This is a genomic window from Pseudomonas fulva (genome assembly GCF_023517795.1).
Lineage (GTDB): Bacteria > Pseudomonadota > Gammaproteobacteria > Pseudomonadales > Pseudomonadaceae > Aquipseudomonas > Aquipseudomonas fulva_D.
Genome location: NZ_CP082928.1, coordinates 4,174,932 through 4,200,262 on the forward strand (window position 1 = coordinate 4,174,932; position 25,331 = coordinate 4,200,262).

The window sequence follows — 25,331 nt, forward strand, 5'->3', positions numbered from 1 at the left end:
AAGGGGCCGCTACAGCGGCCTTTTTCATTTCAGGAGACTGAACAATGGCCGCTGGCTACGATACGACCACCCTCTTGGGTGTGAAGGAAATCCTTCCCAAGTTCACCCCGCTGTTCCTGCAGATGTTCTTCCCGGAAGCCGCAACCTTTCCCACCGTGGAAGTGGCTTTCGACAAGATCAAGAAGGACCGCCGCCTGGCGCCCTTCGTGTCGCCGCTCGTTTCCGGGCGCCCGCGCCGCGAGCGCGGTGGCTTTCTCACTACGCTCGAGCCGGCCTACATCAAGGAAACCGATGTGGTGCGCCCCACGCGCTTGCTCAAGCGCCGCCTGGGCGAGGCGCTCAACGGCGAGATGAGCGCTGCCGAGCGCCATGACGCCGTGGTGGCGGACATTTTGGTCGAGCAGGAAGAGAACATCGTCGCCCGCGAAGAGTGGATGGCGGTGCAGGCGGTGCTCTACGGCAAGGTCATCATGGAAGGCCCCGACCACCCGCCGGTCGAGGTCGACTACGGCCGCAGCCCCGAGAACCAGATCGTGCTGGCAGGCGCTGCCAAATGGGACGCCGTGGACGTCGAAACCTACGACCCCACCGACGACCTGGAAGAGTGGAGCGCCGAGACCACTGGTGCCGTTGGCCTGGTGATCATGGGCAAGGGCGCCTGGAAGCTGTTCAGCCGCTTCAAGCCCGTGAAGGATCTGCTCGAAACGCGCCGCGGCAGCACCAGCCAGCTGGAGCTCGGCCCGCAGCTCGAGAAGGAAGTGATGCGCAAGGGCTTCATCGGGGAGTTCGAGATCGTCGTCTACACCGGCAAGTACACCGACGATGAAGGCGCGAAGACCAACTTCATGCCGGACTACGGCGTGCTGATCGCCCCGGCCAGCGCTGACAACGTGATGGCCTATGGCGGTATTCAGGACGCCAAGGCCAACGCCAATGGCATCGCCGAAGCCACGCGCTACCCGTCGAACTGGTTCACCGACAACCCCAGCGTCGAGTGGCTGCAAACGCAGACCGCGCCGGTGCCGGCGCTGTTCGATGCCGACGAGTTCGTGTTCGTCACCGTAGCCTGATCGGCTCCCTTTCGCTGAGGCGCGCAGCCGCGCGCCTTCAGGAGATATCCCATGGCAAAGCTCTACATCGTGAAAACCACCGTGCACGCTATCCCGAAAAAGGGTGGCAAGAAAGTGATCATCAAGTCCTCGAAAGACCCGCAGCCGGTTCCCGGCGAGTTCGTCAAAGAGCTGCTGGCCAGTAATGCCATCGAGGAAGCTGGCAGCGACAACACGGCGACCGCCGATACCACCGCTGCTCCTGCAGGCGGTGCTGCTGGTGGCGGCGCTGGTGCTGGCGGCAGCGGCGACGACGCGACAGGCGACTGACCATGCCCAGCGACTTCGACCGACTCATGCGCCGCGCTGACGACAGCCTGTTCCGTGTGTTCGGCGAGGATCGCGAGGCGTGCAGGCCCACCTACATGGCTCCCGGCGGTATGCAGGTGCCTTGTGAGGTGATCCTGGCGCGCAACGTCACCGTTGCCGGCGCCGATGGCATGTTCCGCCCCGTGCGTGTGCTGGCCGAACTGCGCTGCCACCAGGTGCAAGGGCGTCGTGGTGGCATCCTCACGGTGCCCGAAGGGCGCTTCAAGCTGGCCGAGCCGATCGATAACGACGGCCTGGTCGAGCGCTGGGAGCTCCTGGAGGTGACCTGATGGCCGGCTACGACAGCTTCCGCGTCGAGGTCAAAGGCGGCGAGGCAGCACTGGCGCGCTTCGACGCCGCACCCAACAAGCTACGGCGGGCCATTCAATTGGCCCTCAACACGGTAGGGCGCGGCACCCGCACGCAGAGCTGGCGGGAGATTCGCGACGAAATCAACCTCAAGCCTAGCTACATCCGCAACGAGGTGAACTTCATTCCCGCCACGCCCGATGAGCTGCGCGTGATCATCTTCGCGCGGCGCCGCGGCGTCACCCTCAGCCAGTTCCCGAACCGCCAGCTATGGCGGCAAGGTAAGAACGGCAAGCGGGTGAAGGCTGGTGTTCGCGTCGAGGTGGGCAAGGGCTGGACGGAGCTGGTCGAAACCGCCTTTATCGCGCCCATTGGCCCGGCCGGCGGTCTGATCGCCGAGCGTACGAGCAAGCCTCGCTTGCCGATCGAAGTGCTGCACGGCCCGTCGCCGTCGCAGGTGCTCAGCACCAAGCTGGACGATATCGGCGCCGATGCCCAGCGCAAACTCGAACCCGAGATCGAACGCCAACTGAGGCGCAGCAACCTATGACCAACCCCATCAAGCAGGCGCACGACGCAATGGTCCAGCGCCTCGGGCAGATCATGCCCGCTAACGGCTACCTGACTGATGCCGGTACCCGCATCCGCGAAGGCTGGCTCAGTGAACTGCTGCAGGCGCCTGACCTGGTGTTCCCCTTCATCGCCCTACAGCCTGGCCTGTACGTGCCGGGCAGCTGGGGGCCTGGCGCGACGCTCACGCGCGTGGGGCGCCGGGTGGTCGGCGCGGTCAATGGCGCGGCGGACAACTACCTCGAACAGCTTGAGGAGCTGTATTGCGACCTCGTCGCCTGCTTGCAGGTGCCTGAGGGCGTACCCAACCCCTGGGGCCGGCCTGGGCCGTACCAGGTCACGCTGGAGCCCGGCCAGATGTTCCCGCCGGGTGACGGGCTCAACGCTGGCACGGTGCTCATGCCGCTCCAGCTTCACATCATCATTCAGCAGAACGGAGCATGACCCCATGACCAGCAAGACCGCTGCCGATCAGGCAGCCGCTGCGCAGGCTGACAAGCCAAAGCGCAACCTTGTTGAGGTCACCCTCAGCAAGCCCCATACCCACGCCGGCAAACCCTGCCAGGCGAAGGACAAAATCAAGGTGACGGCTGCTCAGAAAGAGTGGCTCGTTCGCCAGGGCAAGATCGAAGGCCAGGAGGTGAGCAATGGCTGATATCCGTGGCGCCTTCCTTGGCGTAGGCAAGCTTTACCTCGAAGACCTGGACGAGCCAAAGGGCCTGATCTTCATCGGCAACGTCAGCTCTCTGACTTACGAGGCGACCCCGCAGGAGATCGAGGAGCAGGACTACACCAGCCCTGGCGGCGGCCTTGATGCTTCCGTGCAGCGCATCAGCTCGCTGAACGTGAACTACAACGCCCGCCATTTCAAAAAGGACAACATGGCACGTGCGCTCTACGGCAGCGCGGCGGATGTGGAAGCCGGTACCGTAACTGGTGAGGAACACAAGGCATACCCGGGCGCGCTGCTCTTGCTGGGTAACCCAGGCGCTACCAGCGTCGTGGTCACCCCGACCGCCGGCGGGGATCCTTTGGTGTTGGACACCGATTACACCCTCGACCCGGCTGGCTTCCCAGTCATCGCCGAGGGTGGTGCCGTGCCGGCCGCCGGCATGGATGTCGAAGTCGACTACGCGTTCGCCAAGCACGCCACCATCCAGGCGCTGGTCAAGTCCGGCAAGCGATTCCGCCAGGTGTTCGTCGGCCTCAACGAGGCGCGCAGCGGCAAGCCGGTGGTGATCGAAGTGTTCCGCGTGAACCACTCGCCGGCCACGCTCGGCTTCATTGGCGATGAGTTCCAAGGTATGGAGTTCACCGCCAAGGTCGAGAAGGATCCCACCAAGGTCGGTACCGGCCTGTCGCAGTACATGGTGATCAAGGACGTGGAGTGATGCTGCGGGGCCAGGGATGGCCCGACCTATCGTCTGGTGGTAGATTCCCGGCAGTGAATGGGAGGGAAGCCACGTGAAATGCCCGAAGTGCAAAACCAACCCGGCGACCAATGCGCTGAGCAATTGCCCGAATTGCGGTGAAAAATACCCCGAACGAGATGAGCGAAAATTCCCTTTTCCTCAAGGGCTCATATGGGTGGCTGTAGTGCTGCCTATCACCTTTATTTTGTTAATTTTCGCCTTCTCTCAGGATGCGCAAAAGCGTAACCAAGTGCCCGCCTACCAGGGCCAGAGCAAATAGGTTTTGAAAACGCATATGACCCGCTTCGGCGGGTTTTTTATTACCTGGAGAAAAGCATGAGTGATTCAGCAGCGAAGGGCGTCGTGTCCGTCGGCTCCGAAGACAACAGGCGTGACATCGTTGTTTCTGAGCTGACGGTTGCGCAGATGCGACAAGTGATTATGCATGACAGCTGGCCAGGGACCGATGCAACCCCCGAGGATCTTGCCCACTACCAGCTGGATAACCTGCTTCTTGAGGGTTGCCGTCTCAGCGACTTAGGAGTGATGGCCAACCTGACCAAGGCGGATATTGGCGGCTTGACCGGAGGTGAGCTGCGCAAGGTGCTCGCCAAAGCAAAGGAGCTGAATCCAGATTTTTTCAGCGCTCTGGCTCGAGCGGCATCGGCCCGGAGCAGTTCTTGAAGGATCTCGAGTCCTGTATCGCCGCGCTTGGCCGCCTCGGCCACCCCAACGCAATTCATTACCCCTGGCGTCTGTTCGAGCGCTGCTTGAAGGAGTGATCTATGGCTGACGTTGAGCTTCGGCTGACGGCCGACACCGATGGTGCCGAGAAGGGCATCGCTGGCTTCCGCAAGGAATATCAGGAGTTGGTCAAGGCTATCCAGAAACCGCTGCGCCAGATCGAGGCGCTGGAGAAAACCACCGAATCGGCCAAGAAAGCGACTACGGAATTCTTCGCGGCTAAACGACGTGTTGATGAGCTGAAAACAGCCATCGCCGCCGCCGGTCAGCCGGTCAAATCGTTGGATCGCGACCTGGCCCGTGCCGAAAAGACGCTTAGCAGCGCAACCCGCGCCTTCGAGTTGCAGAAGACGCGCGTGCGTGAGCAGCGCGCTGAGCTGAAGGCGGCCGGCGTGGACTACCGCAACCTGGCCACCGAGCAGCAGCGCCTGCAGGGCGCGTTGGCGGGTGCCATTGGCGAGGGCCAGGGTGATGCTGCAATCAGCAGGGCCATGGATACGTTCGGCGTCACCAAGCTGCGCGAGCTGCGTGCCCAACTGGTCACTCTGCGTTCAGACTACGCCCGCCTGACCCAGGCCGGGCAGATGTCCGCTCAGGAGCGTATCGGCGCCGAAATCCAGTACCAAGCCAGCCTGCGCCGTACTCAGCAGCAGATTGCTGCGCTGGGCTCTGAGTCCGGCGAGGGCGGCGGCGGTTCAGGCATTGCTGCTATCACCGCACGAATTGCGGCGATCACTGCAGCGGCCTACACGGTTCAACGGGTGGCGGGGTTCTATTTCAACGCCGCTGATGCGGTTGGCGAGCTGGAAGACCGCATGCGCAATGCGCTGCCAGTGCAGGAGGATTACGAACGCTCGCAAGCGCGGCTGGAGGATATCTCCCGGCGAGTGCGCATCCCCATTGAGCAGACCAGTCAGCTATTCCTGCGTTCAGTTGGCCCGCTACAGGAAATGGGATTCTCGGTGGCGCAGACCACTGACCTCGTTGGTGCGCTGTCGGCCGGCTTGGTGGCGAACAGCGTCAAAGGCGAACAGGCCGCTGCCGTTATCAACCAGTTCAGCAAGGGGCTTCAACAGGGCGTAATTCGAGGGGATTCATTCAACGCTATCTTGGACAACTCGACGGCTCTTACCAAGGCATTGATGGACGGCCTCGGTGTAACGCGCGAAGAGCTGATCCGCATGGCTAACGCCGGGGAGCTGACTTCAGAGAAGGTAATCACAGCGTTTTCATCGCAAGCTGACGCGCTTCTTAAGTTGGCCGACGCGATGCGTGTTACCGGCGCAGATGCGGCCGGCACCTTCAGCGGTTCTGTGACCAAGCTGATTGGTGCCATCGACAAGTTGACTGGTGCTTCCGCTAAAGCGGTGAAAGAGCTTGATCGTGTATCCGACGCAATCAACGATATTGCCAAAGGCAAATTTGACAAGGCAGTTGAGCTGCAGGCCCAGAGCATTGGCAACGTGGCATCGTCTCTATTCCCCGGGGCGCGGGGCATCGTCGAGAGCTACCGCGTTTGGAAGGAGCAAACCACCGAGGCGCTGGAAGATGTAACTGACGCCGAGAAGATTGCGAGGAGCGAGTCGGAAAAGGTTCAGGAGGAGCGTTACGCCCAGCAGCGCGCCTGGGCTACCAAATTCAACGAGTCTATCCAAAACGACCTGGTCAACCCGTTCAAGACGGCGCTCAACGATCAGGTCGCAGCCCAGAACAGGGCGAACTCGAAGCTGCGCAAAGCTCAGGATGAACAGGTCGCAACGCAGAAGCGATACAGCGATGCACTGAAAAAGCTGCGCGATGGTGCCACTGGCCCCGCGTCGTTCGGCAATGCGCAGGATCTGCGTGTAGCTGCCAACCGAGCGCTTACCGACGGGGACTTCAAGCGCGCCAAGCAGTACGCCCAGGAATCCCTGGACATGCTGATGAAAATCGCCGAAGAGGGTGGCAACACCTACGGTTTTGCTGGTCTGATCAAGGGGCTGCAGGCCATCGAGCAGCAGGCTGATAAGTCGCTTATCGCTGCTGCGGATGCGGAGCGCACCGCCCAGATCGAGAAAGTCCGGGCGATGAAAAAGGAGTTCGAGGAACTCAAGAACTTCAAGATTTCGCCAACTATCGACGACGAAGCACTGGCTGCTGCTACCGCGAAGATGAAGCGTTGGTCCGAGATGATGGGCAAGTCGCTGAAGATTGACCCGCGCTCACCAGAAACGGCAACGAAGCCCCCGGCCGGCTGGCGTGCGCCGATGGCACTGCCAAAGGCTGGTGCTTCGCCCGCTGGCAAGCCGGCGACATCGCCAAGTGTCACGAAGCCGGCCACAACCCCAACGGTGCAGGCAGTAATCGAACCGGTGGCGATCCAAAAGCCGAAGTCGCCGACTCTGGTCGCGCTTGAAGTGCCAGCGAACCCGAACTGGATCCGTGAGGGAAATTCCTTCCGGCAGAAGCCACTGGATGTGGACGCAAAGCCGAAATGGGTGCAGGACGGCAACTCGTTCACGAACAAGCCTGTTGAGGTCGAGGCGAAACCGAAGTGGGTGCGGAACGGTAATAGCTTCAGCGATGCGCCGGTAGAGGTGGATGTGGTCGCCAAGAAGGTAGCCACCCCGGAGGGTGAGCCGCTGAAGGTTCCAGCACTGCTGCAGCCTTTGCCCCTGCCAGGGGATGCACCGCCGGTTGAGGTTAAGAGCGCCATCGACGAGGCATCAAAGGCGACGGTGGCGCAGCAGTTCGGCGCTTTCATCCAAGAGCTGAGCAACAGTGCCTTGATCACCCTGCGACTGCAGGTGCCGAGCTCACTGACTGCCGAGCCAACCCCTGGCCTGGCCACCGGCGGCATCATCCGCGGCCCTGGCACCGGTACCAGCGACAGCATCGTGGCCAGGCTCTCGAACGGTGAGGGTGTGCTGAACGCCCGGGCCGTGCGTCACTTCGGCCCGGACTTCGTGCACCAGCTGAACCGCCTGCAGATGCCGGCGTTCGCCGAGGGTGGCGTGTTCCGCGCACCGCCGATCAGCGCGCCAAGCATTCCGCAGCCCAGCCAGGCGCTGCTCGCCCGTGCGGCCGGTCCGGATTACCCGGATCTCGGCTCGGTCAACTTCAACCTGCCCGGCGGCGACTCGTTTACCGCTTACATGCCATCGAATGAAGCGAGAAGAATTCAGCGACTAGCGTCGAAGTTTGGTGGCTCCAGCCGAGGTAAAGGGTAGTAATCTGTGGTGGCCATTAACCATCGAGGAACTTCAGAATGGATGAATCAAAGCCAAGTTATAACGACGCTCCGATTGAAGGCATGGATTGGATGCTCCAGAACCTGATCAAACTAGCTGAGCAGGGTGCTGAGATAGGTGTGACCCTCACTACCACCGGCGGTACGGTCTGCGGAAACGTAATTAGCGGAAAACGTTACCTGGAAATTGTCGAGGGAAAGTTTCAGCGGGCAGAAGGTCCGGTCGCGGGAGCTATGGCTGAATGGGCTAAGGCGTTCATCCCTGTAGTTTCTGAGTGGAACGAAGGTGGTCCGTATTTTATTCACCTCAGCAACGTGCGTATGGATATGGCCGGGCAGCTTGCTAAAACCGAGTCCGTTTGGCGCGGTAATCTGACACACGTCACCGGGCTCATGTTTGGCCTCCCAAGCTGAACGCCAGCTCATCTAACTAAGCCCGCCAACCGGCGGGCTTCTTATTTCTGGAGCCTCACCCATGGCATTGCCACCCCTCATGCTCGGCGGCGTGCCGATCGTGCTGCACGCCGGCGCGCCTGAAGAAAGCATCGAGCCTATCGGCGGCAACAGCCTGTTGCGCATGAGCGGCGGTGCAGCGGTGAAGCAGCAACACTGGAGCCGTTCAGCCGGCAGTATCAACGGCGCAGGCTGGATGCCGCCGGGGCTGGATGGGCTGGATTACACGGGGCCGCTGGAGCTGCGCAGCACCAAGGTGCAGAACCAGGCAGGCGATGGCCCCATCTTCAACCTCGCCGGCACGCCGCGCCCAGACTACGCCCCGTGGGGCATGGCGATGATTGGCCGGGACTGGGTGGATGTGCCGAGCAGCTATGAGCCCGGCGAAGACGGCGGGCCTGGTGTGCTGACTATCCCGCCCGTGGCGGGCGCCACGCTGTACATCGCGAGCTGGCTGCCCGTGTTCTCGGTGTTCGCCAACAAGCCCGGCGGCTCGCAAAGCGCGGCCACGGCGAACCACAGCTGGACCTTCACCTGGGAAGAGGCCTGACATGATCAACGGATCCCCGCTAAACAGCGGCCCGCTGAACACGCTTCGGGCCGGGGTGGCGCCGCAGCCTGAGCCGGAGTACCGGGTGCACGGCACCTCGTACGTATGGCGGGTGCGGCTGCTGATCGGCGGGGTGGACATGACGGCCATCCTCACCGGCCAGCTGGACGTCGACCGGGAAGAGGGCGCCGCCGCTGTGGCGGGCTTCAGCCTGTACCTGGCGCCCGGGCAGCCGGTGGTGCCCACGCAGTGGATCGGCAAGGCCGTGACGCTCGACTACATCAGCCGCGACCGCTACGGCGTGGTGACCGAAGCCCGCCTGTACACCGGCCTGCTGGAGCTGCCCACATGGGACGCCACCACCCGCGTGCTTGGCTGCGAGTGCAGCGATCAGCTGCAGCAGCGCATCGAAGGCCTGACCCTGGAACAGATCGACACGCTGTGCGGCGGCTACTGGTCGGCGGATGTGTTTGAGCCCGTTGAGGGCCGCAGCCGCTGGGACTACGCCGGCGAGCGCATGAGCACCAGCCCGGCCAGCCTGGATGCCGACACCTACGGCAACCTGCGCACCACCAGCTGGTACGCGGCCGCCACGCCGCACTTCGTGTTCGGCCCAGGCCAGACGCTGGACGGCAGCGTGCAGCTCGAGCTGCAGGCGCACGGCGGCACCACCAACTATGTGGAGATCACGCTGGACTACCGGTACAGCCGGTTGTGGCAGGCGAACCAGTCGTTCGGCTGGACGCACCCGGAGACGAATGGGGCCTCGGGCATCCAGGGTTTCTGCAACTGGCGAACCTACTCGTCCGAGCTGCCAACCACTGACGACATCGAAAATGCCATCACCGGCAGTGGCCTGGCCCTGATCGGTGGCGTTGGCGGCACGCAGTTGCCGATGAGCATGCCGAACCCTTGCGGTGACGGTAGCCCGTGGCAGAACACCTTTCCCGGGCTTTGGCTGATCGCTACGGCCACTGGCGCCCGGCGCTGGGTGCAAACCGTCACCGAGAAATACAGCCTGGTGCTGCAAACGCCGCTCGGCGAAAGCGAAGCTACGCGGGTAATCAGCCGCGACTCCGCCAGCTTCGAGATCGAGAACAGCCGCACCGACGACTGGGAGAACGATGAACCGAGCGGGCAGGGCCGCCATGAAGATCTCACCGACAACGCCCGCCGGGTTGCAGCGCTTGAGTGCCTGCTGCACCGAGGTAGCACGACGCTGGTGAGCGCCCACCGCGGCACCACACTGAGCTTCCAGGTACCGACCGACATGGCGCTGGATATCGACCTGCTGCACACGCTGCAGGTCGCCGACAAGGCATTGGCCACCGGCAAGTGTCGACGCATCCAGCACGTGCTGGATCTGGCCGGTGGTACTGCCATCACCACGCTGGACGTGGCGGTGATGAACGGCGGTGGTGTGAGTGACCCGCTGACGGTTCCAGGATCGCCCGACACGTCGCTGCCGAACCCCTCAGGTTCTGGCGCGCCGCTGGGCACGCAGTTGGGCGGGCGCATAAACCACCCCGTAACCGGCCAGCGAATACCCCCATACGACGACAACCGCCTCGGATTCAGCGGCAACTGGGATGTGACCGACGACCTGACCGCCGAGCAGTTCCCGCGGCGCTTCGATGTAGAGGCGCGGGAAATCCCCGAGCAATACCGCGACGAGCGCACCGCTACCGCCTCGGCGACATATCGCGTGGGCATCCCGAATGATCCGTTGGAGCTTTGAGCATGTCACCAGGTGAACGAGAGCGCCGGGCCATTCAGCCGCGCAACACCGCCGAACGGCGTGCGTCCGATAACGCTGCCGCCCGCCGGTCAGGCGGCCAGGCCATGGTCGAGCGCCGCACAGGCAAGAGCCAGGCCGACGACATCAATGCCCTGGTGACCCCGCCTCGACAGCAGCGCAGCTTGAGAACGCTCGAGGCGCGCGGCGGGCTTCCCGCTCAGCGCGGGCGCGGCACGTACGTGGCGCCGCCGGCCACGCCCGGCGGTGGTGGGGTGGCCAGCCCACTGACCGTGCAGCAGATCGTTTACGCGGAAGAGCCCAGCTACATCGCGACGTTCGACGCGAGCGGCTACTTCGCAGTGAAGAAGATCGCCCGCATGGTGATGGTCGACGCCGAGGGCCGGCAGATCATCGTCGAGGGCTTTGCCGCTCTCGACGAAAACGGCAACCCGAAACCACCGGAGAACCCGAATGGAGAGTAACTGGCCGCCGAGCGCGATCACGGGTATCGACCCGCTGCCGTACCACGGCCTTGTGTACACCATGCAGGGCAACCCGCAAATCATGCTCGACCCCCTGGACGGCCGGGCGTCGCTGCCTATGCCGGCGTTCTACTCGAGGTATCTGGGCGAGAACCACAGGATGGCGGACTACGCCGCGCAACAGGACGGCTACCTGTGGGACATCGGCATGCCGGACCCGCCGCCGAACCCTGAGATCGAAGCAGCAGGAGGCAAACTGCTCGGCCGTCGGATAGTGGGCGGCGGGTTGTTCCTGCCGGTGCGCCTGGGCGAGCTGACCCGCCATCTGTTCATTTCCGGCAGTGTATTCGACGGGCAGGTGCTCTTCTCGGCGCAGCCGCGCGGTGGCGTGGGCCGTACGCTTGCGCAGCTGCCGCTGGCCGACGTGCAACTCGACTGGTCGAAGGCCGCGATCGAATACGACGGTTCGCTGGCCTCAAGAATAATGCCGGAGCCATCCTACGGGCTGACTAAGTTGGACATCAGCCCGGACGGCACGCGCCACCTGTTTGGGGTAAGCCTGGCCGGCCTAGCAGATACAGCAGGCTGGGCCACCACCATGGTGGCGATCATCGAGCTGGTGCTGAGCCTGAATGACCAAGGCGAGGTAAAGGGCACGGCGACTATCCGGCGCACCGCCGCCGAGCTGATGGGCAGTTACAGCTTCACCGTGAACAGCAGCCTGGGCCGCCTCACCAGCGTGGCGGATGGTTACCCGAGCTGTACCTCGCATCCCGTAGTGCAGGACAGGCCAAACGAAACCAGCGGCGACAATGGCTCGCGTGGGTGGGAGAGTAAGCGCACGGGTGTGGTAATCGGCGCGGTGTATTCAGGTGATGACATTGACTTCATCACCGCCAGCTACGCCGACCAGCGAAGCGAGACGATCAGCACCACAACCGATTCGTACCAGTGGGGCAAGCCCAATGCCGAATCCGGCACTTGCGAGCCTTGGCAGCCTGGTGAAGAGCCGCCCAGGCCACCCGCGCGGCAGCGCTACACCTCGAGCTATCACTATGAACTGGTGTTCAGCTTCAAGGGCGCGAGCATCAGCACCAGCATGGATTCTGATCGGCTGGTTATGCTCACGCAGCCTTCGGGTGGTCGGGCTACCGGCACTTCGGTAACCAATGACTCGGCATCCGCGGGCCTGCAGCGCACGCTTGAAGAGGAGGTTGCGCCCGGCACGTTGCAATCGCTGGACAAGCTCAACCCTAGAAATGATGCGGGCCTGATCTACCTGCCCGCGGCGCTGTGGGCCACGAACTACTACACCGTGAGCGCGGTGGTCCGGCGCAACTGGGTGTCGCTCGCCACGTTCGAGAGCTACACCCTGACTGGCCAGCCCGGCTACAAAACCTTCTGGGGGCCGCTGCTTACGCCGCTGGGGGTGGTGGGTGAAACCACCGAATACCCGATCCGCACTTCTGGCAGCGGCCTGGTACCGAACTTCATCTACAACGCCGCCTATAACCCCATCACCGGCCAGGCCGTGCGCGAGTGCGACATGCCCGGGCGAACCATCGCAGGCTTCATATGAAATTCGTGAACAACTGGATGCGGCCTGTAACTCTCGCCGCAGGCGTGACCGCGCTCGACCTTGATCTGGCGGATGGTGAATACCGCCTAACGCTGGCTGACGACGCCGCCGCCGCCACCCGCTGGGAGGTTGTGCAGGCAAATGTTGTCGGTGGTAGCGCGACGCTCCAGCGTGCTCAGGAAGGCACAACTGATCAGGACTGGCCCGAGGGCAGCGTGATTTACAACGCGATCACTGCGGGTTGGCTAACCGGCATCGACACACGCGTTACAGATCTGGAGCAGTCCGGCGGCGGTGGCGGAGGCCCGGTGGTTACCCCCGACAGGCCGCAGGACGCACCGGCCTACACCGGGCAGATTCATGTTTGGGAAGGCGTGGCCAGTTACGTCGCGCTCGCCAACAACACCCCTGAAGACTGGGCGCTTTTTGCCGGCGCCGATGGGGGGTACGGATATTCCTTAAACCCTGGTTCGCCCGGCGTTGTTTATCAGCTGCCGCGCCATGCACGAAGGATCCAGGTAACGGCAGAATTGGGAGCGCTACCTGAAGGCTTTCCATTAACGCTGGTTGTGCCCGCGTGGGAAGGGACGCCGCATGGTTGGTCGCTTGACGTCGAAGCAACTGATATCGGGCTGAGCCTGGACTTCAGCGCGCTCGGCTCGATGTTGCAATGCAGCATCTTGGACTTCGGAACCGGTACGACAGCCACTGTCGCCGGAACCGTGCTGATCCTCCGAAACAGCCAGCCGATTTCGATCTCGATAAGGGAAGCCGCATCTTACGTGGAAGGCGCTTACTGCAGCCTTGAACTCCGTTCCCACACCATCCCTACCATCAGCTTTCTACCTGTGCCTGAGGAGTAGCCAGCCATGCAGCCGGCCTGCCTAGACCTGCCCGTGACAAAAGGCGCCACGCTGCGCAAACCGCTGCTGCTGATGCAGCCCACCTACACCTACCGGCCGATCACGGCCATTGCACAGAGCGCACCGCTGCGCCTCACGGTGCCAGAGCACGGCCTGCCGGGTGACTGGCCGACATGGATTGAAGGCAGCAACTGGTCTGCCCTGAATCGCGACAAGGGCCGCGAGGGTTTCCGGATCGCCAAGCGCGTGGACGCGGACACCCTCGACTACAACGACCTCAACGGCCTGGGCCAGCGCGCCCAGGGCGGCACGCTGGTGTATCAGCTGCCCGTTGACCTGGCCGGATGCCGCGCCGTGCTGCTGATCACGCCTGATGCTGGCCAGCCGATCGAGCTGACCACCGAGAACGGCGGCCTGGCCATCGCCGGCCTGGGCCGCCTGCTGCTGGAGATGACAGCCGCGCAAACCGCTGCCATCGACTGGGCAGAGGCGCGCTACAACCTGGACATCACCTTCACCGACGGCAGCGTGCAGCGGTGGCTCCAGGGCAAGGTGACCGTTAACGGAGGCTGCTGCCATGGCTGACGCACCGACTGTGCTGGTCGACGCCGCGCCGTTCGTGCTGGTGGTCGAGCCGCAGCAGGTGGCGGGCGTGGTGGTGGCCAGTGGGGAGCAGGGGCCGCCGGGGCGTGACGGCTTGGACGGCGCGGAGGTCAGCGCTTCAGCAGATAACCAAATACAGAAATTGCCCGACGGGCTATACGTCCAGCCTTTGAGCTGGGAAACCGCTGATTGGTAGGAGAGAGAACCATGGCTCAGCTGAAGTTTTTCAAGGTAACCGCGCTGCCCGGCGAGGGGCAATGGGAGCCGAACGCACTCTACTTCCTCGAGCGCGATGTGCAGGGGATGCTCATCGCTGAAAGCATCATCACAAACCAGGCGGGTGAACCGCGCGGTATGGGAAATTCCGATATCACGAGCATGCTGATTTCGGCAGCCCTACAGGATTTTGCACAAAGCTCCCAGGCTCTGCGCATGGCCGCCGACATCGCACAGCGTGACGCGATTGCCCGTTCTGATCCGCAAATCAACAAGCTGATCCTCGTGGCCGATGCCATCGCAGATGAATCGGTGGAGCGGGGCGCTGCCCTGTACTTCTACGATGTGTCCGAAGACACCTTCACAAAGGTGGCCGAGTACGAGTCGATTGACATCGAGTTCACCTGGTCCAGCATCAAAGGCGGGCCAACCAGCACGCCCGCGCAATTGGACGATGCGGCAGACAAGGCGCATGTCCACGCCAACAAGGGCGTGCTCGACCAACTCAGCGAGAACGCCAGCCAGCAGCTGACCTTCCGCGGTGCAGCCATCGGCGGCGGCTCCATGGAATGGGCGACGGTGAACTGGTAAGGGGAACGGCATGGCCGAGTTGAAGCTTTACAAAGTCGTATCAGCTCTGCCTCAGACCCTGGAGGCGGACTCGATCTATCTGGTCCGCGCCGGGGATGGCTTCGATCTGTACACCACCAACCATGGCGGCACGATCATCAGCTACAAGGCCAACTACCAACCGAAGCACGCCAACCTGACCTCGCTGGCGGGGCTGACGGGGTCGGCGAACAAGATGTTCTACTTCACGGCCGAGAGCGCTATGGCGCTTGCCGACCTCACGGTGTTCGGGCGGCTGCTCAACGCGGCGGCGGATGCGCCGGCTGCACGCTCCACCCTGGGCCTGGGAACGGCTGCAATTCGAAACGTGGGCACCGGTGGTTTTGATCTGGTAGAGCGCCAGGCCCTAGGAACCGCAGCGTACTTGCCTGTACAGGCAGGTAGATTCGTTTCCAGCCTCACTCAAACTGCCGTCGCGTTGGAGGGCTCTTTCGGCTTCGGAGGCCAGCCCGGCTTCATGGGTACCAACCCAACCATGGAGACCATCTTAGAGAACCACGGTATCTCGAAGATGCTCAGGATCGAAGACAACACCGTCGGGTATTACTCCTACTGCCCACTGTTACATGCCGGCGGCTCTGATACCTGGTGGCAGTTGCAAGTGCACTATCTCACCGGCGCTGTGCAAGTTGCTTACGGGATCAACAAGACCCGCAATGGCCGTGTGCAGGTGATCACTGAAATCAGCGAGGAGTTTGGAACCAACGCCAACGGCGATTTCTGGCGCTTCACTGATGGCCGCCTGGAGATGATCAGGCCCGTGACCATTTCCGCGACTGCAGGAGCCTATGGTGAGACTAACGTCCAGCTCCCTGCGGTGAGGTCGTCGGCCTACCGGGCGGTCATCCTTGCCACGGTGGCGGGCGTCGGCAGCAGCGAAAGCTATGACGTGCTGAAGCTGCAGGCTGACTTCCTCGCTGGGGATACCGTCAAGTTGCGTTGGAAGTTCTCGGTAACCCAGAGCTATGTCGTCTGGATCTCAGTAAAAGGACGCTGGAAATGATTATCCACCTATCACCTGTCCGCAGTGATGAGGCGTTGCCGACCCTGTCGGTGGCCGGGGACGTGCTGACGTTGAACGGGGAGGCCTTTGACTTCAGCCCGCTGCCCGAGGGTGCGAGCTTGCCTGCAGTCGCAGTGGGCTCTGGCTGGTTTGTTGGTGAGGTTGAGCGGCATGCTGGAGAGCTGCACGTCACGCTGAAGCTTCCGCATGGGCGCAGTCCGTCGCGGGCGGTGGCTTTTCCCGACGCGCTGGTGGCCTCTGATGGAGGTCCGATCGCGCTGCCGTTCGACCCGGCCGTCGATGACGAGCAGGGCAGCACTCAGGAGGTTGCCAATGGGCATTGATTTTTCACAGGTGGTCACCTCCGAGGATAAGGCTTATGCCGCTGCTGAGGCTGAGCGTTCTGCATTCAAAGTCGAGCGCGCGGCGCAGGTGCGTCGTATCTCTGTGACGACTGAAGCTGGGCGGTGCTTCGATGGTGACGAGATCAGCCAGGGCCGTATGGCTCGCGCCATTCTTGCGCTCGATGCAACAGGGCCTGGGGCGACTGTGCGCTGGGTGCTGCACGACAACACTGCCGTCGACGTCGGTGCGCCTGAGCTGCGAGAAGCGCTCGCGCTCGCCGGCCAGGCGCAGGCCGATCTATGGGTGCAGCCGCAAGGCTGATCACCGTCCATTTCAAAGCAGCCCGCCACCGTGCGGGCTTTTTCATGCCTGGAGAAAACCCTATGGCTCGACTCACTGCAAAAGAAGCGGGCGGCGCGAACGTGCTCGCCTTTCTGGATATGCTCGCCTGGAGCGAGGGCACTGACCACCCTAATCAGCGCAGTAACGATGACGGTTACGATGTACTCGTCGGCGGCCAGCTGTTCACAGACTACAGCAAGCACCCGCGCATCTCGGTATCGCTGCCGCGCTACGGCATCAAGTCCACCGCTGCCGGCCGCTACCAGTTCCTGGCCCGCACCTGGGACGCGATCGTCACGAACTACGGCTTTATCGGCCGCTTCATCCCGCGCGCCCAGGATCTGGCTGCCGTGAAGCTGCTCACCGAATGCGGCGCGCTGCCACACATCAAGGCCGGCCGCATCAAGGAAGCCATCGCCGCTGCGGCGCCGATCTGGGCCAGCCTACCTGGCGCTGGCTACGGCCAGCGCGAGCACAAACTGGCCAGCTTGCTGAAGATCTATGCCGACGAACGCACCGCTGAGCCCTGCGACCAGGGCGACCTGCTGGCCATGTTCACCGCGTGTGGTGGGGTGGTCGCATGATCCCGGTCCAGTACCAGCTGGTCGCCAAGACGGTCGGCGTGCTGCTGCTCATGGCCGCCGCTGCCGGTGTCGTGTGGTGGGGCATGGCTCCGCGTATCGCTATCGAGGATCAGCGAGCGGGCAGGGCAGAGCAGCAGCTGGCCGATGCCCAGGCCATGATCGAGCTGCAGGCCGGCGTTCTCGCCCAGCAGCACCACCAGCTCGGCCAGCTCGCCGACGTCGACCGCCGCATCCAGCAGCTTGGCCAGACCATCAACCGCAACCAGGCCGCGCAGTCGGCTGCCCTCGAGGAGCTCAAACGCAATGATCAAGCCGTGGCTGTATATCTGTCTGGTGCTGTCCCTGGCGCTGTTGGCCAGCTGTACGCGCGACCCGAAACCACCGACCCCGCCGCCTACCGCGGCACGCATGGAGTGCAGCCTGGTACCGTGCCGGCTGCCGGGCCGCCAGGCGCTGGTGGTGAATGACGACTGGCGGCGCGCCGTCGACGAGCTGGAGTACGAGCTGGGGCAATGCAGCACCCAGGTGATTGCGTGCATCGAGCGTCAGGCCGCGCAGCGGCCTAAGTGAAAGAGAGGCGCCGAGCCCAGGTGCGTCAACACCCAGGCTCGACACCTGACCCGCAGAACGTCCCTGCAAGCCAAGCCATGGCCTCCGCCTCGTGCACGAAGCGCGGCGAGCCTAGCACCTGTTTATCTATACAGTAAAGGTTTGCACCTAATGACCAGCCCTATCATCCCTTGGATGGGCGGCAAGCGCCGTCTTGCCGATCGCCTTATCCCTCTGTTCCCGCCCCACGAATGCTACGTCGAAGTGTTCGCCGGTGGCGCGGCCTTGTTCTTCATGCGCCCTCAACCGGCCCCGGTCGAGGTGCTGAACGACATCAATGGCGACCTGGTGTCGCTGTATCGCGTTGTCCAAAACCACCTCGAGGAATTCGTACGCCAGTTCAAATGGGCGCTGACCAGTCGCCAGCTATTCGAGTGGCACAAGCTCGCCCGGCCGGAGACGCTGACCGACATCCAGCGCGCCGCGCGCTTCTTCTACCTGCAGCACAACGCCTTCGGCGGCAAGGTGTCCGGGCAGACGTTCGGCACGGCCACCACCGCCCCAGGCTTCAGCGTGATGCGCATCGAGGAGAATCTCACGGCGGCCTGGCAGCGCCTGGCCGGCACCTACGTCGAGAACCTGGGCTGGCTTGAATGCGCCGAGCGCTACGACCGCGCTCACACCTTTCACTACATGGATCCGCCGTACTGGAAAACCGAGGGCTACGGCGTGGCTTCCCGTTCGAGGAGTACGAGCGGATGGCCGACTTCATGCGGCGCTGCAAGGGGAAGGTGATGGTGAGCATCAACGATCATCCCGACATCCGCCGGGCGTTCGAGGGCTTTCACATGGAGCAGCTGGATATTCGGTATAGCTGTACGAACCAGCGGCAGGGGCTGGCCGAGAAGACCGGCGAGCTGGTGATCATGAACTGGGAGCCGGCGGCCTTGCAGGGGTTGTTCTAGATTGAAAATCAGCGGCCACTACTCAAGGGGCAGAGGCTCGGGTCATGCCTGAATCGCTTAGGTTCATCGACCTTTTTGTAATCCAATAAACCATTTATCATGAATGCTTCGTAAGGAGGCGTTATGAGAAAGGTTTCTAAGGCGTCACTGGATTGGGCGCGTCGAGCGATTCGCTCGGATAGAGCCCGCCGCTCTCGGCAAGCGGGGGTTAGGCGTAGTAGACGTTACAGGAAGCAAAGGTATCGAAAGTTTTCGAGCATCCGGCTTCGTCTCCCATCCATTATCAGTCTTTCTGAGGGGGAGTTCCGTAGCCAAGTTATCCAATTCATTCGCAAAATGAAAGATCGGGTAGCATCTCCCGAAGTTTCCAATGTGATCATCGATTTTTCAAGAATAACTATGCTGCATCCTTGCGGTACGCTTTTATTTGTTGCTGAGCTAGAAAGGCTTTTCGAATCGCCTTTTGCTCAAAAAAAACTGAGCGCTATTTATCCTGTTGATCGCAACGTTGAACAAATGTTTCAGCACATAAAGTTGCTTGAGCGATTAGGGTTGCCACCGAGGATAAGTGAGATTAATGCGAGTAATGTTTTGCCCTGGCTGTACGCGTCTGGGCACGAAGGCGATTTAGATTCAATTGCTGAAAAACTGCCGAAGATATTGACCGAAGGCGGGAATATGGAGATACGGCTCGCTCTAATGAGCGGAATGGCAGAGGCGGTTGCGAACTCCTCAGAGCATGCTTATTTGAAGCAGTCGAAAACTCCAGTGCCAGGATCTGTTCCTCTGAAATGGTGGCTGTTTGCACGGCAATCAGGCGATGACGTTTCTGTTGTGATCTGTGACCTTGGCTTAGGAATACCTGGAACATTAGAGGCTAACTGGCGTGAGGAGTTAGGATCCTTATTGAAAACTAGGTCAGGTTTAAAGCGTAAAGATCATAAAATGATTGAGCTTGCCCTTACGGTAGGTAAAACCAGCACAAATAAAGTAAATCGCGGTAAAGGTCTCAAGGATATCTTGAAGGTTGTGAGAGATAAAAAGGTAGGGGAGATATGTATTTTCAGTAATCGAGGCGTCTACTCTCTAGATAGCCCTAATGATTCCCTGGTTTCGCGTGACGAGCGAAACAGTATTAATGGAACTATTGTTCAGTGGAAGATTCCAATCGAAGCCCTTGGGTTCGAGGTCTCTGAGAGATTATGACCAGCATGACAATACATGTAGCAAAAGAATTTACGAAGCTGCCCTGCGTTCGTCTTCGAGATGATGGTAAAAAGTCGGGTGAGGAGTTTCGTGAGGATATATTGCTTCCTGCTCTAAAGCGGAACGATAAGGTTGTGGTCGATCTGAACGGCGTATTAACCTTGGGTTCTTCTTTTTTGGAAGAGACTTTTGGAGGCTTAGTTCGTAAAGGCTACTTTACAGCCAAAGAGCTTAAATCTAGGTTGGAGATAAAGTTTCAGGTCGATAGTTATGTTAAAGAATGCTGGGACTATGTCGGCGCCGCTCGCAAGGAATAAATATGGAGTTCAAGGATTGGGCAGAGTTGGCGCGTTGGGTTGTGCCACTGTTGGTATTAATATTGGGTTGGTCGGTAGTTTCGCGTGGTAATGATCGGCGCGAGACCCGGAAAGAAATCAGGCAATTCATTGATCGTACAATTGTCTCTGTAGAGAACATTCGAAATAATACAATCGAATGTCTGACTCAAGCCGATGGGCCTAAGTCTAAACGCTTAGAGCTTTCGATTGATCCGGAGTTGCTGCAGATGGAAAAGTCTCTATCTCTGCTTAATTTGAAGTGTGCGGGAAAAGCTGTCGATGGACGTGCTTTGAGGCAAGCTGTTTCCGATAATGGTGTTTATCGAGTTGCTAATCGCGACAAGCTAAGTATGGATCATCGCGTTTTAGCTAATATTAATCTTAACGCTGCCGAGTTAATTGCAAGTCTGGAAGAGGCTTACCGAGATACATATCAAAAGGAGCGATTCTTTCGAATTGGCTGATCGGTTTAACTGTTCGCTCGTTTGTTGTAAGGTGCTCGGCCATTGTGAGCTACAATAGCGGGCCGTCAATCTGCACTATCAGTTCCGGCCCTTTGTTACTCACGTTGCCTACCGCCTTGTCCACTGGATACCACACAAAATGATCAGCCGGAGTGTCGTGGTGCCTGGCCAGATCCTCCGCCCGCTCGGACAGCAAGCCCGGCTCCAGCCATTCTCTTGCCACATCTGGCGGCAGCACGACAGGTCGCCTGTCGTGTATGTCGACCATCCCCTGATCGCTGGCTGCGGTGATGATAGCGAAGCCGCCAGCGCCTTCCTCTCCGTCCTGCGGCACGTCGGCAATGCCGGCGAAGAACGCCGGGGCGCCGCCTTTCAGCCGGATGAAATACGGCTGCTTGACCTTGGGATTGTCCGGGTCTTTCTTCCATTCGTACCAGCCATCCGCCGGAATGATCACGCGCCCCTTCTTCCAGATCGCGCCCCAGAACCGACTGGTGGCGGCGGTCTCGATGCGCGCGTTGATCGCGGGCGGCCGCTTGCCGTCCGCCCAGTGCGGGGCGTAGCCCCATTGGGTTCGGGTCGCATGCGTGCCCAAATCATCTTGATGCAACAGCAGGACGCGGGACTGTGGCGCCACGTTGTAGCGGGCCAGGGGCTCGTTCGACCAATCGCCCTCGAGCAGACCCAGCTGTAGAGCCTTCGCGTACTCGTCGACAGTTCGGTACTGCGTGAATCGTCCGCACATGAAACCCTCCGGTCGTCAGTTGGCCATCATGAGTCTTTGACCGCGGCTCGGGTCATTTGGTATCTGTATATGCATACAGTATTATTCTCAGGTCTCTCTTATGGGCAACGCAACCATCCTCGGCCCAGTGGGCAGCTCATCCTCCGAGCTGCCTTTTTTTTCCTACCGGGTGCCGGCCGGCTTCCCCAGTCCCGCGCAGGATCACCTCGAGCAGAAAATCTCTCTGGACGAAGTGCTGGGCATCCACGCGCCTCAGACATACCTGGTGCGGGTTGATGGCGACAGCATGACCGGGGTGGGTATCTTCGACGGTGACGTGGTGGTGGTCGATAAGTCGCTGGATGCGGTGTCGGGCGACGTGGTAATCGGAGCTGTGAACAGCGAGCCGGTGCTGAAGACCTACATTCGCCGAGGCCAGCAGGTGATTCTCCAATCCGAGAATCCGAAATACCCGCCGCGGTACATCCTCGAGGGCGACGAGTTCGAGGTGTGGGGCGTGGTTACCAGCGGCCTGCGGCGGTTGCGCTGCCATGCTTGAGCAGGTTGTGGCGCTGATCGACTGCAACTCCTTCTACTGCAGCTGCGAGCGTGTATTCCGGCCTGATCTGCGGCGGGTGCCACTGGTGGTGCTAAGCAACAACGACGGCTGCGTGATCGCCAGGTCGGCCGATGCCAAGCCGTTCGTGAAAATGGGCGCGCCGTATTTCCAGATCAAGAACGAGCTTCGCCGCCACGGCATCGTGCCGTTCAGCAGCAACTATGCGCTGTACGGCGATATGAGCGAGCGGGTCATGACAGTGATTGAGGGCATGGCCCCGGCGGTCGAGGTGTACAGCATCGACGAAGCCTTCGCCGACTTGACCGGCATGCCAGGTGACCTCGAGCAGCTCGGCCGCGAGATCCGGGCCCGGGTGCTCAAGTGGACGGGTATCCCCACCGGCGTCGGAATCGCCGGCACGAAGACCCTGGCCAAGCTGGCAAATCACGCTGCGAAGAAGTGGCAGACGCGAACTGGCGGCGTGGTCGACCTGCGCGACCCTGATCGGCGCGACAAGGTATTGAGGGTGCTGCCGGTGAGTGACGTGTGGGGTGTTGGCCGGCGAATGACCGAACACCTCAACGCCCAAGGCATCAGGACGGCCTGGGATCTGGCCCAGGCTGACGCCTGGACGCTTCGCAAGCAGTTCAGCGTGGTGATCGAGAAGACAGCGCGCGAGCTGCGCGGGACGCCATGCCTGACGCTGGATGAGGCAGCACCGCCAAAGAAAGAGATCTGCTCAAGCCGGATGTTCGGCAAGCGCCTGCAGGACATCGAGTCGATTCGCCAGGCCGTGGCGACCTACACCGCCACCGCGTGCGAGAAGCTGCGGGCGCAGCAGTCTGTGTGCCGGCAGATCCGCGTCGGCGTGCGCACGGGCATGCACAATCCAGAGGAAGCGAAGTACGCCAAGGGCGTGACGCTGCAGCTGCCCTGGGCGACTGACGACACCCGCATGATCACTCATTATGCGATGCACGCCTTGGAGCAGGCCTACCGAGCCGGTTACTGGTACAGCAAGGCCGAGGTGATGCTGCTCGACCTCTGCCAGCGAACCGAGATCACCGGCGACCTATTTGCGCCTCAGCAGTCAGCCGAATCTACGCGCGTAATGGCGGTGCTGGACGAGATCAACGCCAGGTGGGGCAGGGGAACGCTACGGCCGGGACGGGTGGAGCTTCAGCCGGAGTGGGGTATGCGGCGGGAGATGATGAGCCAGAGCTTTACGACGAAGCTTGATCAGTTGTGGACGATTGGCGGTAAGTAGCCAAGCTCACGAGCTTGTACAATGCCGTCGGAGGCGGCATGGAGCTACCGTTCGTCGGAAGCTGGTGAGCGCGGTGTGGGGCTGATTTTGCGTGAATCTCAGTTGCCGCTAATGCGGGTATTGGTGCGGGTATCAAATCATTTGTTGTTTATGAAAGCCCAATAAAATCAAATGGATAAGAAGCAAAGGAAGATCGTCCACATCGATTGCGATGCCTTCTATGCGTCGGTCGAGATGCGCGACAACCCGGCGCTGGCCGACAAACCCATGGCCGTTGGCGGCTCGGCCGATCGGCGCGGGGTGATCGCCACCTGCAACTACGAGGCGCGGGCCTACGGTGTGCGCTCGGCCATGGCCTCGGGGCATGCGCTGAAGCTGTGCCCGGACCTGCTGATCGTCAAACCACGTTTCGACGTCTACCGCGCGGTGTCCCGGGAGATCCACGGAATCTTTCGCGACTACACCGACCAGATCGAGCCGTTGTCCCTGGACGAGGCCTTTCTCGACGTTTCCCATTGCGAGCACTTCGGTGGCAGCGCCACGCGTATCGCCCAGGATATCCGCCGACGGGTGTCCAGTGACCTGCATATCACCGTGTCCGCCGGGGTGGCGCCCAACAAGTTCCTGGCCAAGATCGCCAGCGACTGGCGCAAGCCCAACGGCATCTTCGTGATCACCCCGGATCAGGTCGAGGATTTCGTGGCCGAGCTGCCGGTCAACAAGCTGCACGGGGTCGGCAAGGTCACCGCGGACAAGCTCAGCCGCCTGGGCATACGTACCTGCCGTGATCTGCGCGAGTGGAACAAGCTGCGCCTGGTGCGCGAGTTCGGCAGCTTTGGCGAGCGGCTGTGGAGCCTGGCCCATGGCATCGACGAGCGGGTGGTGCAGACCGACAGCCGCCGCCAGTCGATGAGCGTGGAGAACACCTACGATCAGGATCTGCCGGACCTGCAGGCCTGCCTGGCGCAGCTGCCGGCCTTGCTGGAAGAACTGGAGCGACGCATGACGCGCCTGGATGGCAGCTATCGGGCGGGCAAGCCCTTTGTCAAGATCAAGTTCCACGACTTCACCCAGACCACCCTGGAACAGGCCGGTGCGGCGCGGGACCTGGAAAGCTATCGCCTGTTGCTGACCAGTGCCCATGCCCGGGGCAATCGGCCCGTGCGGTTACTCGGTGTTGGCGTGCGGTTGCTGGATTTGCGCGGCAAGCACGAACAGCTGGATCTGTTCACACCGTCCGAACGGTAGAACGAGGACGGCCAGGTGGGCTGGGCAGCCCGCCTGGCCGTCGGGCAGCCTACTCGTCAGGCCACAGGCGGATCGGTTTGCCGCTGGCCGGCCACAGGCGCAGTTGCTCGATGGGCGATATATCCCAGCGCTCGATGGTCGTCAGGCTCTGCAGAAAGCGGTTTTCCTGTTCCATCAGTGCCGGCGCGCACAGTTTGCGGGTGCTGCCGGCGTTACCGAAGGTCAGCTTGTCGCCGTCACGCTGATAGCTGGCGAACCAGTGGTTGCAGCCGGCATTGCCGTAGGCGCGGCCGTCTTCGCCAAGGATGATGGTCAGATGGCTGTTGTCGATCAGCGGTCGCTCGCCTATCCATTCCACGCGGTAGGTGCGCTCGTTTTCCAGCTGCACGGGTTTTGCCGCGCAGCCAGCCAGGGCTGCAGCGAGCAGACCAAGGGCGAGAAGCGGTTTCATCAGGCCTCCTTTTTAATACACGCAGGGCACAAGTGCTTGTCCTGCTGTTTGCGCCAGCCCAGCTCGGCAAGGCGGGCGTCGGCGGCTGGCGTCTGGGCTTTTTTGCCCAGTGCACTGTCGACCGCGAATTCGAAGTCCAGTTGCCTGGCGCAGCTGTCGCAGGTGACCTGCCAGTTGAAGATCGACAGCTCGGTGAACGCCGGCCCGTGGGCGACGGCGACCCATTGGCCGGGCGGGTTGATCAGGTGACGGACCTTGTCGACCTGCAGGCGCATGCTCAGGTCGCGGCTGCCCTTGAGGCTGACGACCAGGGTGTCGCTGCCCTTGATCGAACCGCCGTTGCCGGTGACCTGGTAGCGGCCGGGAGCCAGGGCGCGGCACTCGATCAGGGTGTGTTCGGGGTTGAGCAGGTTGTAGCGAAAATCGTGTTCGGCCATGGGTCCTCCGGGTAAGGACGGCATTCTAGCAGGGCCTGACAGCGGAGGGCGGA

32 protein-coding genes and 2 pseudogenes are annotated in these 25,331 nt (G+C 61.6%); 31 read left to right on the forward strand and 3 right to left on the reverse strand.

All coding sequences use genetic code 11. The annotated features are described in order from the left end of the window. The first annotated feature begins 44 nt into the window (after positions 1 to 44). The 28 genes and pseudogenes from K8U54_RS19210 (at position 45) to K8U54_RS19345 (ending at position 20,592) form a co-directional block, all read left to right on the forward strand. Positions 45 to 1,070, forward strand: a complete 1,026-nt coding sequence (locus tag K8U54_RS19210; protein ID WP_249907311.1) for a major capsid protein — start codon at positions 45 to 47, stop codon at positions 1,068 to 1,070. Between the two features lie 51 nt (positions 1,071 to 1,121). Then, positions 1,122 to 1,379 (forward strand): hypothetical protein, encoded by a 258-nt coding sequence (locus K8U54_RS19215; RefSeq protein WP_249907312.1) that lies wholly within the window; start codon positions 1,122 to 1,124, stop codon positions 1,377 to 1,379. Positions 1,380 to 1,381: 2 nt separating this feature from the next. Beyond that, a complete protein-coding gene (locus tag K8U54_RS19220) occupies positions 1,382 to 1,708 on the forward strand; it encodes a hypothetical protein (protein WP_249907313.1) in 327 nt (108 codons plus the stop codon). Next, positions 1,708 to 2,277 (forward strand): phage tail protein, encoded by a 570-nt coding sequence (locus tag K8U54_RS19225; protein ID WP_249907314.1) that lies wholly within the window; start codon positions 1,708 to 1,710, stop codon positions 2,275 to 2,277. The genes K8U54_RS19220 and K8U54_RS19225 overlap by 1 nt, the downstream gene beginning before the upstream one ends. After that, positions 2,274 to 2,741, forward strand: coding sequence for a hypothetical protein (locus K8U54_RS19230; RefSeq protein ID WP_249907315.1), 468 nt, complete (start codon positions 2,274 to 2,276; stop codon positions 2,739 to 2,741). Before K8U54_RS19225 ends, K8U54_RS19230 begins: the two co-directional genes overlap by 4 nt. 4 nt (positions 2,742 to 2,745) lie before the next feature. Further along, positions 2,746 to 2,952, forward strand: a complete 207-nt coding sequence (locus tag K8U54_RS19235; RefSeq protein WP_249907316.1) for a DUF7210 family protein — start codon at positions 2,746 to 2,748, stop codon at positions 2,950 to 2,952. After that, positions 2,945 to 3,688, forward strand: a complete 744-nt coding sequence (locus tag K8U54_RS19240; RefSeq protein WP_249907317.1) for a hypothetical protein — start codon at positions 2,945 to 2,947, stop codon at positions 3,686 to 3,688. The genes K8U54_RS19235 and K8U54_RS19240 overlap by 8 nt, the downstream gene beginning before the upstream one ends. A 357-nt stretch (positions 3,689 to 4,045) precedes the next feature. Beyond that, positions 4,046 to 4,393 (forward strand): hypothetical protein, encoded by a 348-nt coding sequence (locus K8U54_RS19245; protein WP_249907318.1) that lies wholly within the window; start codon positions 4,046 to 4,048, stop codon positions 4,391 to 4,393. Positions 4,394 to 4,494: 101 nt separating this feature from the next. Next, complete coding sequence (locus K8U54_RS19250) at positions 4,495 to 7,662, forward strand: tape measure protein (protein WP_249907319.1); 3,168 nt, start codon at positions 4,495 to 4,497, stop codon at positions 7,660 to 7,662. A 38-nt stretch (positions 7,663 to 7,700) separates the two neighbouring features. After that, positions 7,701 to 8,096, forward strand: coding sequence for a hypothetical protein (locus K8U54_RS19255; protein WP_249907320.1), 396 nt, complete (start codon positions 7,701 to 7,703; stop codon positions 8,094 to 8,096). Between the two features lie 61 nt (positions 8,097 to 8,157). After that, entirely contained in the window at positions 8,158 to 8,685 is a 528-nt protein-coding gene (locus K8U54_RS19260) for a hypothetical protein (RefSeq protein WP_249907321.1), read from the forward strand. Position 8,686: 1 nt separating this feature from the next. Continuing rightward, positions 8,687 to 10,423 (forward strand): hypothetical protein, encoded by a 1,737-nt coding sequence (locus tag K8U54_RS19265; protein WP_249907322.1) that lies wholly within the window; start codon positions 8,687 to 8,689, stop codon positions 10,421 to 10,423. 2 nt (positions 10,424 to 10,425) lie between these two features. After that, positions 10,426 to 10,905 (forward strand): hypothetical protein, encoded by a 480-nt coding sequence (locus K8U54_RS19270; protein WP_249907323.1) that lies wholly within the window; start codon positions 10,426 to 10,428, stop codon positions 10,903 to 10,905. Next, on the forward strand, positions 10,895 to 12,484 hold the full coding sequence (locus tag K8U54_RS19275) for a hypothetical protein (protein ID WP_249907324.1): 1,590 nt from the start codon (positions 10,895 to 10,897) through the stop codon (positions 12,482 to 12,484). The genes K8U54_RS19270 and K8U54_RS19275 overlap by 11 nt, the downstream gene beginning before the upstream one ends. After that, entirely contained in the window at positions 12,481 to 13,347 is an 867-nt protein-coding gene (locus K8U54_RS19280; protein WP_249907325.1) for a hypothetical protein, read from the forward strand. The genes K8U54_RS19275 and K8U54_RS19280 overlap by 4 nt, the downstream gene beginning before the upstream one ends. Positions 13,348 to 13,353: 6 nt before the next feature. Next, positions 13,354 to 13,932 carry a hypothetical protein gene (locus tag K8U54_RS19285; protein WP_249907326.1) on the forward strand — a complete coding sequence of 193 codons (579 nt, stop codon included), beginning with the start codon at positions 13,354 to 13,356 and terminating at the stop codon, positions 13,930 to 13,932. After that, positions 13,925 to 14,146 carry a hypothetical protein gene (locus K8U54_RS19290; RefSeq protein ID WP_249907327.1) on the forward strand — a complete coding sequence of 74 codons (222 nt, stop codon included), beginning with the start codon at positions 13,925 to 13,927 and terminating at the stop codon, positions 14,144 to 14,146. Before K8U54_RS19285 ends, K8U54_RS19290 begins: the two co-directional genes overlap by 8 nt. Positions 14,147 to 14,157: 11 nt before the next feature. Further along, on the forward strand, positions 14,158 to 14,757 hold the full coding sequence (locus tag K8U54_RS19295; RefSeq protein ID WP_249907328.1) for a hypothetical protein: 600 nt from the start codon (positions 14,158 to 14,160) through the stop codon (positions 14,755 to 14,757). A gap of 10 nt (positions 14,758 to 14,767) precedes the next feature. Beyond that, a complete protein-coding gene (locus K8U54_RS19300; RefSeq protein WP_249907329.1) occupies positions 14,768 to 15,799 on the forward strand; it encodes a hypothetical protein in 1,032 nt (343 codons plus the stop codon). Beyond that, positions 15,796 to 16,143 (forward strand): hypothetical protein, encoded by a 348-nt coding sequence (locus tag K8U54_RS19305; protein ID WP_249907330.1) that lies wholly within the window; start codon positions 15,796 to 15,798, stop codon positions 16,141 to 16,143. The genes K8U54_RS19300 and K8U54_RS19305 overlap by 4 nt, the downstream gene beginning before the upstream one ends. After that, positions 16,133 to 16,465 carry a hypothetical protein gene (locus tag K8U54_RS19310; RefSeq protein WP_249907331.1) on the forward strand — a complete coding sequence of 111 codons (333 nt, stop codon included), beginning with the start codon at positions 16,133 to 16,135 and terminating at the stop codon, positions 16,463 to 16,465. Before K8U54_RS19305 ends, K8U54_RS19310 begins: the two co-directional genes overlap by 11 nt. Positions 16,466 to 16,527: 62 nt before the next feature. Then, positions 16,528 to 17,070: a glycoside hydrolase family 24 protein gene (locus K8U54_RS19315; RefSeq protein WP_249907332.1), complete on the forward strand. Its 543-nt coding sequence runs from the start codon at positions 16,528 to 16,530 to the stop codon at positions 17,068 to 17,070. Then, on the forward strand, positions 17,067 to 17,537 hold the full coding sequence (locus K8U54_RS19320; RefSeq protein ID WP_249907333.1) for a hypothetical protein: 471 nt from the start codon (positions 17,067 to 17,069) through the stop codon (positions 17,535 to 17,537). The genes K8U54_RS19315 and K8U54_RS19320 overlap by 4 nt, the downstream gene beginning before the upstream one ends. Then, a pseudogene (locus K8U54_RS19325) lies at positions 17,461 to 17,640 on the forward strand (hypothetical protein); the annotation flags it as partial. The gene K8U54_RS19320 and the pseudogene K8U54_RS19325, both read left to right, overlap by 77 nt. A gap of 150 nt (positions 17,641 to 17,790) precedes the next feature. Next, positions 17,791 to 18,584 (forward strand): annotated as a pseudogene (locus K8U54_RS19330) (DNA adenine methylase). A gap of 123 nt (positions 18,585 to 18,707) precedes the next feature. Continuing rightward, the gene (locus K8U54_RS19335) at positions 18,708 to 19,790 is read left to right on the forward strand and encodes a hypothetical protein (protein ID WP_249907334.1); all 1,083 of its coding nucleotides are present in this window, start codon (positions 18,708 to 18,710) and stop codon (positions 19,788 to 19,790) included. Continuing rightward, positions 19,787 to 20,107 (forward strand): STAS-like domain-containing protein, encoded by a 321-nt coding sequence (locus tag K8U54_RS19340; protein WP_249907335.1) that lies wholly within the window; start codon positions 19,787 to 19,789, stop codon positions 20,105 to 20,107. The genes K8U54_RS19335 and K8U54_RS19340 overlap by 4 nt, the downstream gene beginning before the upstream one ends. Before the next feature lie 2 nt (positions 20,108 to 20,109). Beyond that, on the forward strand, positions 20,110 to 20,592 hold the full coding sequence (locus tag K8U54_RS19345; protein ID WP_249907336.1) for a hypothetical protein: 483 nt from the start codon (positions 20,110 to 20,112) through the stop codon (positions 20,590 to 20,592). Positions 20,593 to 20,641: 49 nt separating this feature from the next. On the opposite strand, the gene K8U54_RS19350 is transcribed toward K8U54_RS19345, so the two are convergent. Further along, on the reverse strand, positions 20,642 to 21,337 hold the full coding sequence (locus K8U54_RS19350) for an SOS response-associated peptidase family protein (RefSeq protein WP_249907337.1): 696 nt from the start codon (positions 21,335 to 21,337) through the stop codon (positions 20,642 to 20,644). Positions 21,338 to 21,437: 100 nt separating this feature from the next. Between K8U54_RS19350 and K8U54_RS19355 the strand changes: the two genes are divergently transcribed. From K8U54_RS19355 to dinB, 3 genes are all read left to right on the forward strand, one after another. Next, positions 21,438 to 21,875 carry a LexA family protein gene (locus tag K8U54_RS19355; RefSeq protein WP_027904501.1) on the forward strand — a complete coding sequence of 146 codons (438 nt, stop codon included), beginning with the start codon at positions 21,438 to 21,440 and terminating at the stop codon, positions 21,873 to 21,875. After that, positions 21,868 to 23,142 (forward strand): Y-family DNA polymerase, encoded by a 1,275-nt coding sequence (locus K8U54_RS19360; protein ID WP_249907338.1) that lies wholly within the window; start codon positions 21,868 to 21,870, stop codon positions 23,140 to 23,142. Before K8U54_RS19355 ends, K8U54_RS19360 begins: the two co-directional genes overlap by 8 nt. A 171-nt stretch (positions 23,143 to 23,313) precedes the next feature. After that, positions 23,314 to 24,390, forward strand: a complete 1,077-nt coding sequence (gene dinB / locus K8U54_RS19365) for a DNA polymerase IV (RefSeq protein WP_249907339.1) — start codon at positions 23,314 to 23,316, stop codon at positions 24,388 to 24,390. Between the two features lie 49 nt (positions 24,391 to 24,439). On the opposite strand, the gene K8U54_RS19370 is transcribed toward dinB, so the two are convergent. After that, complete coding sequence (locus tag K8U54_RS19370) at positions 24,440 to 24,841, reverse strand: META domain-containing protein (protein WP_249907340.1); 402 nt, start codon at positions 24,839 to 24,841, stop codon at positions 24,440 to 24,442. After that, complete coding sequence (locus K8U54_RS19375) at positions 24,841 to 25,278, reverse strand: hypothetical protein (protein ID WP_249907341.1); 438 nt, start codon at positions 25,276 to 25,278, stop codon at positions 24,841 to 24,843. The genes K8U54_RS19370 and K8U54_RS19375 overlap by 1 nt, the downstream gene beginning before the upstream one ends. Positions 25,279 to 25,331 lie beyond the last annotated feature (53 nt).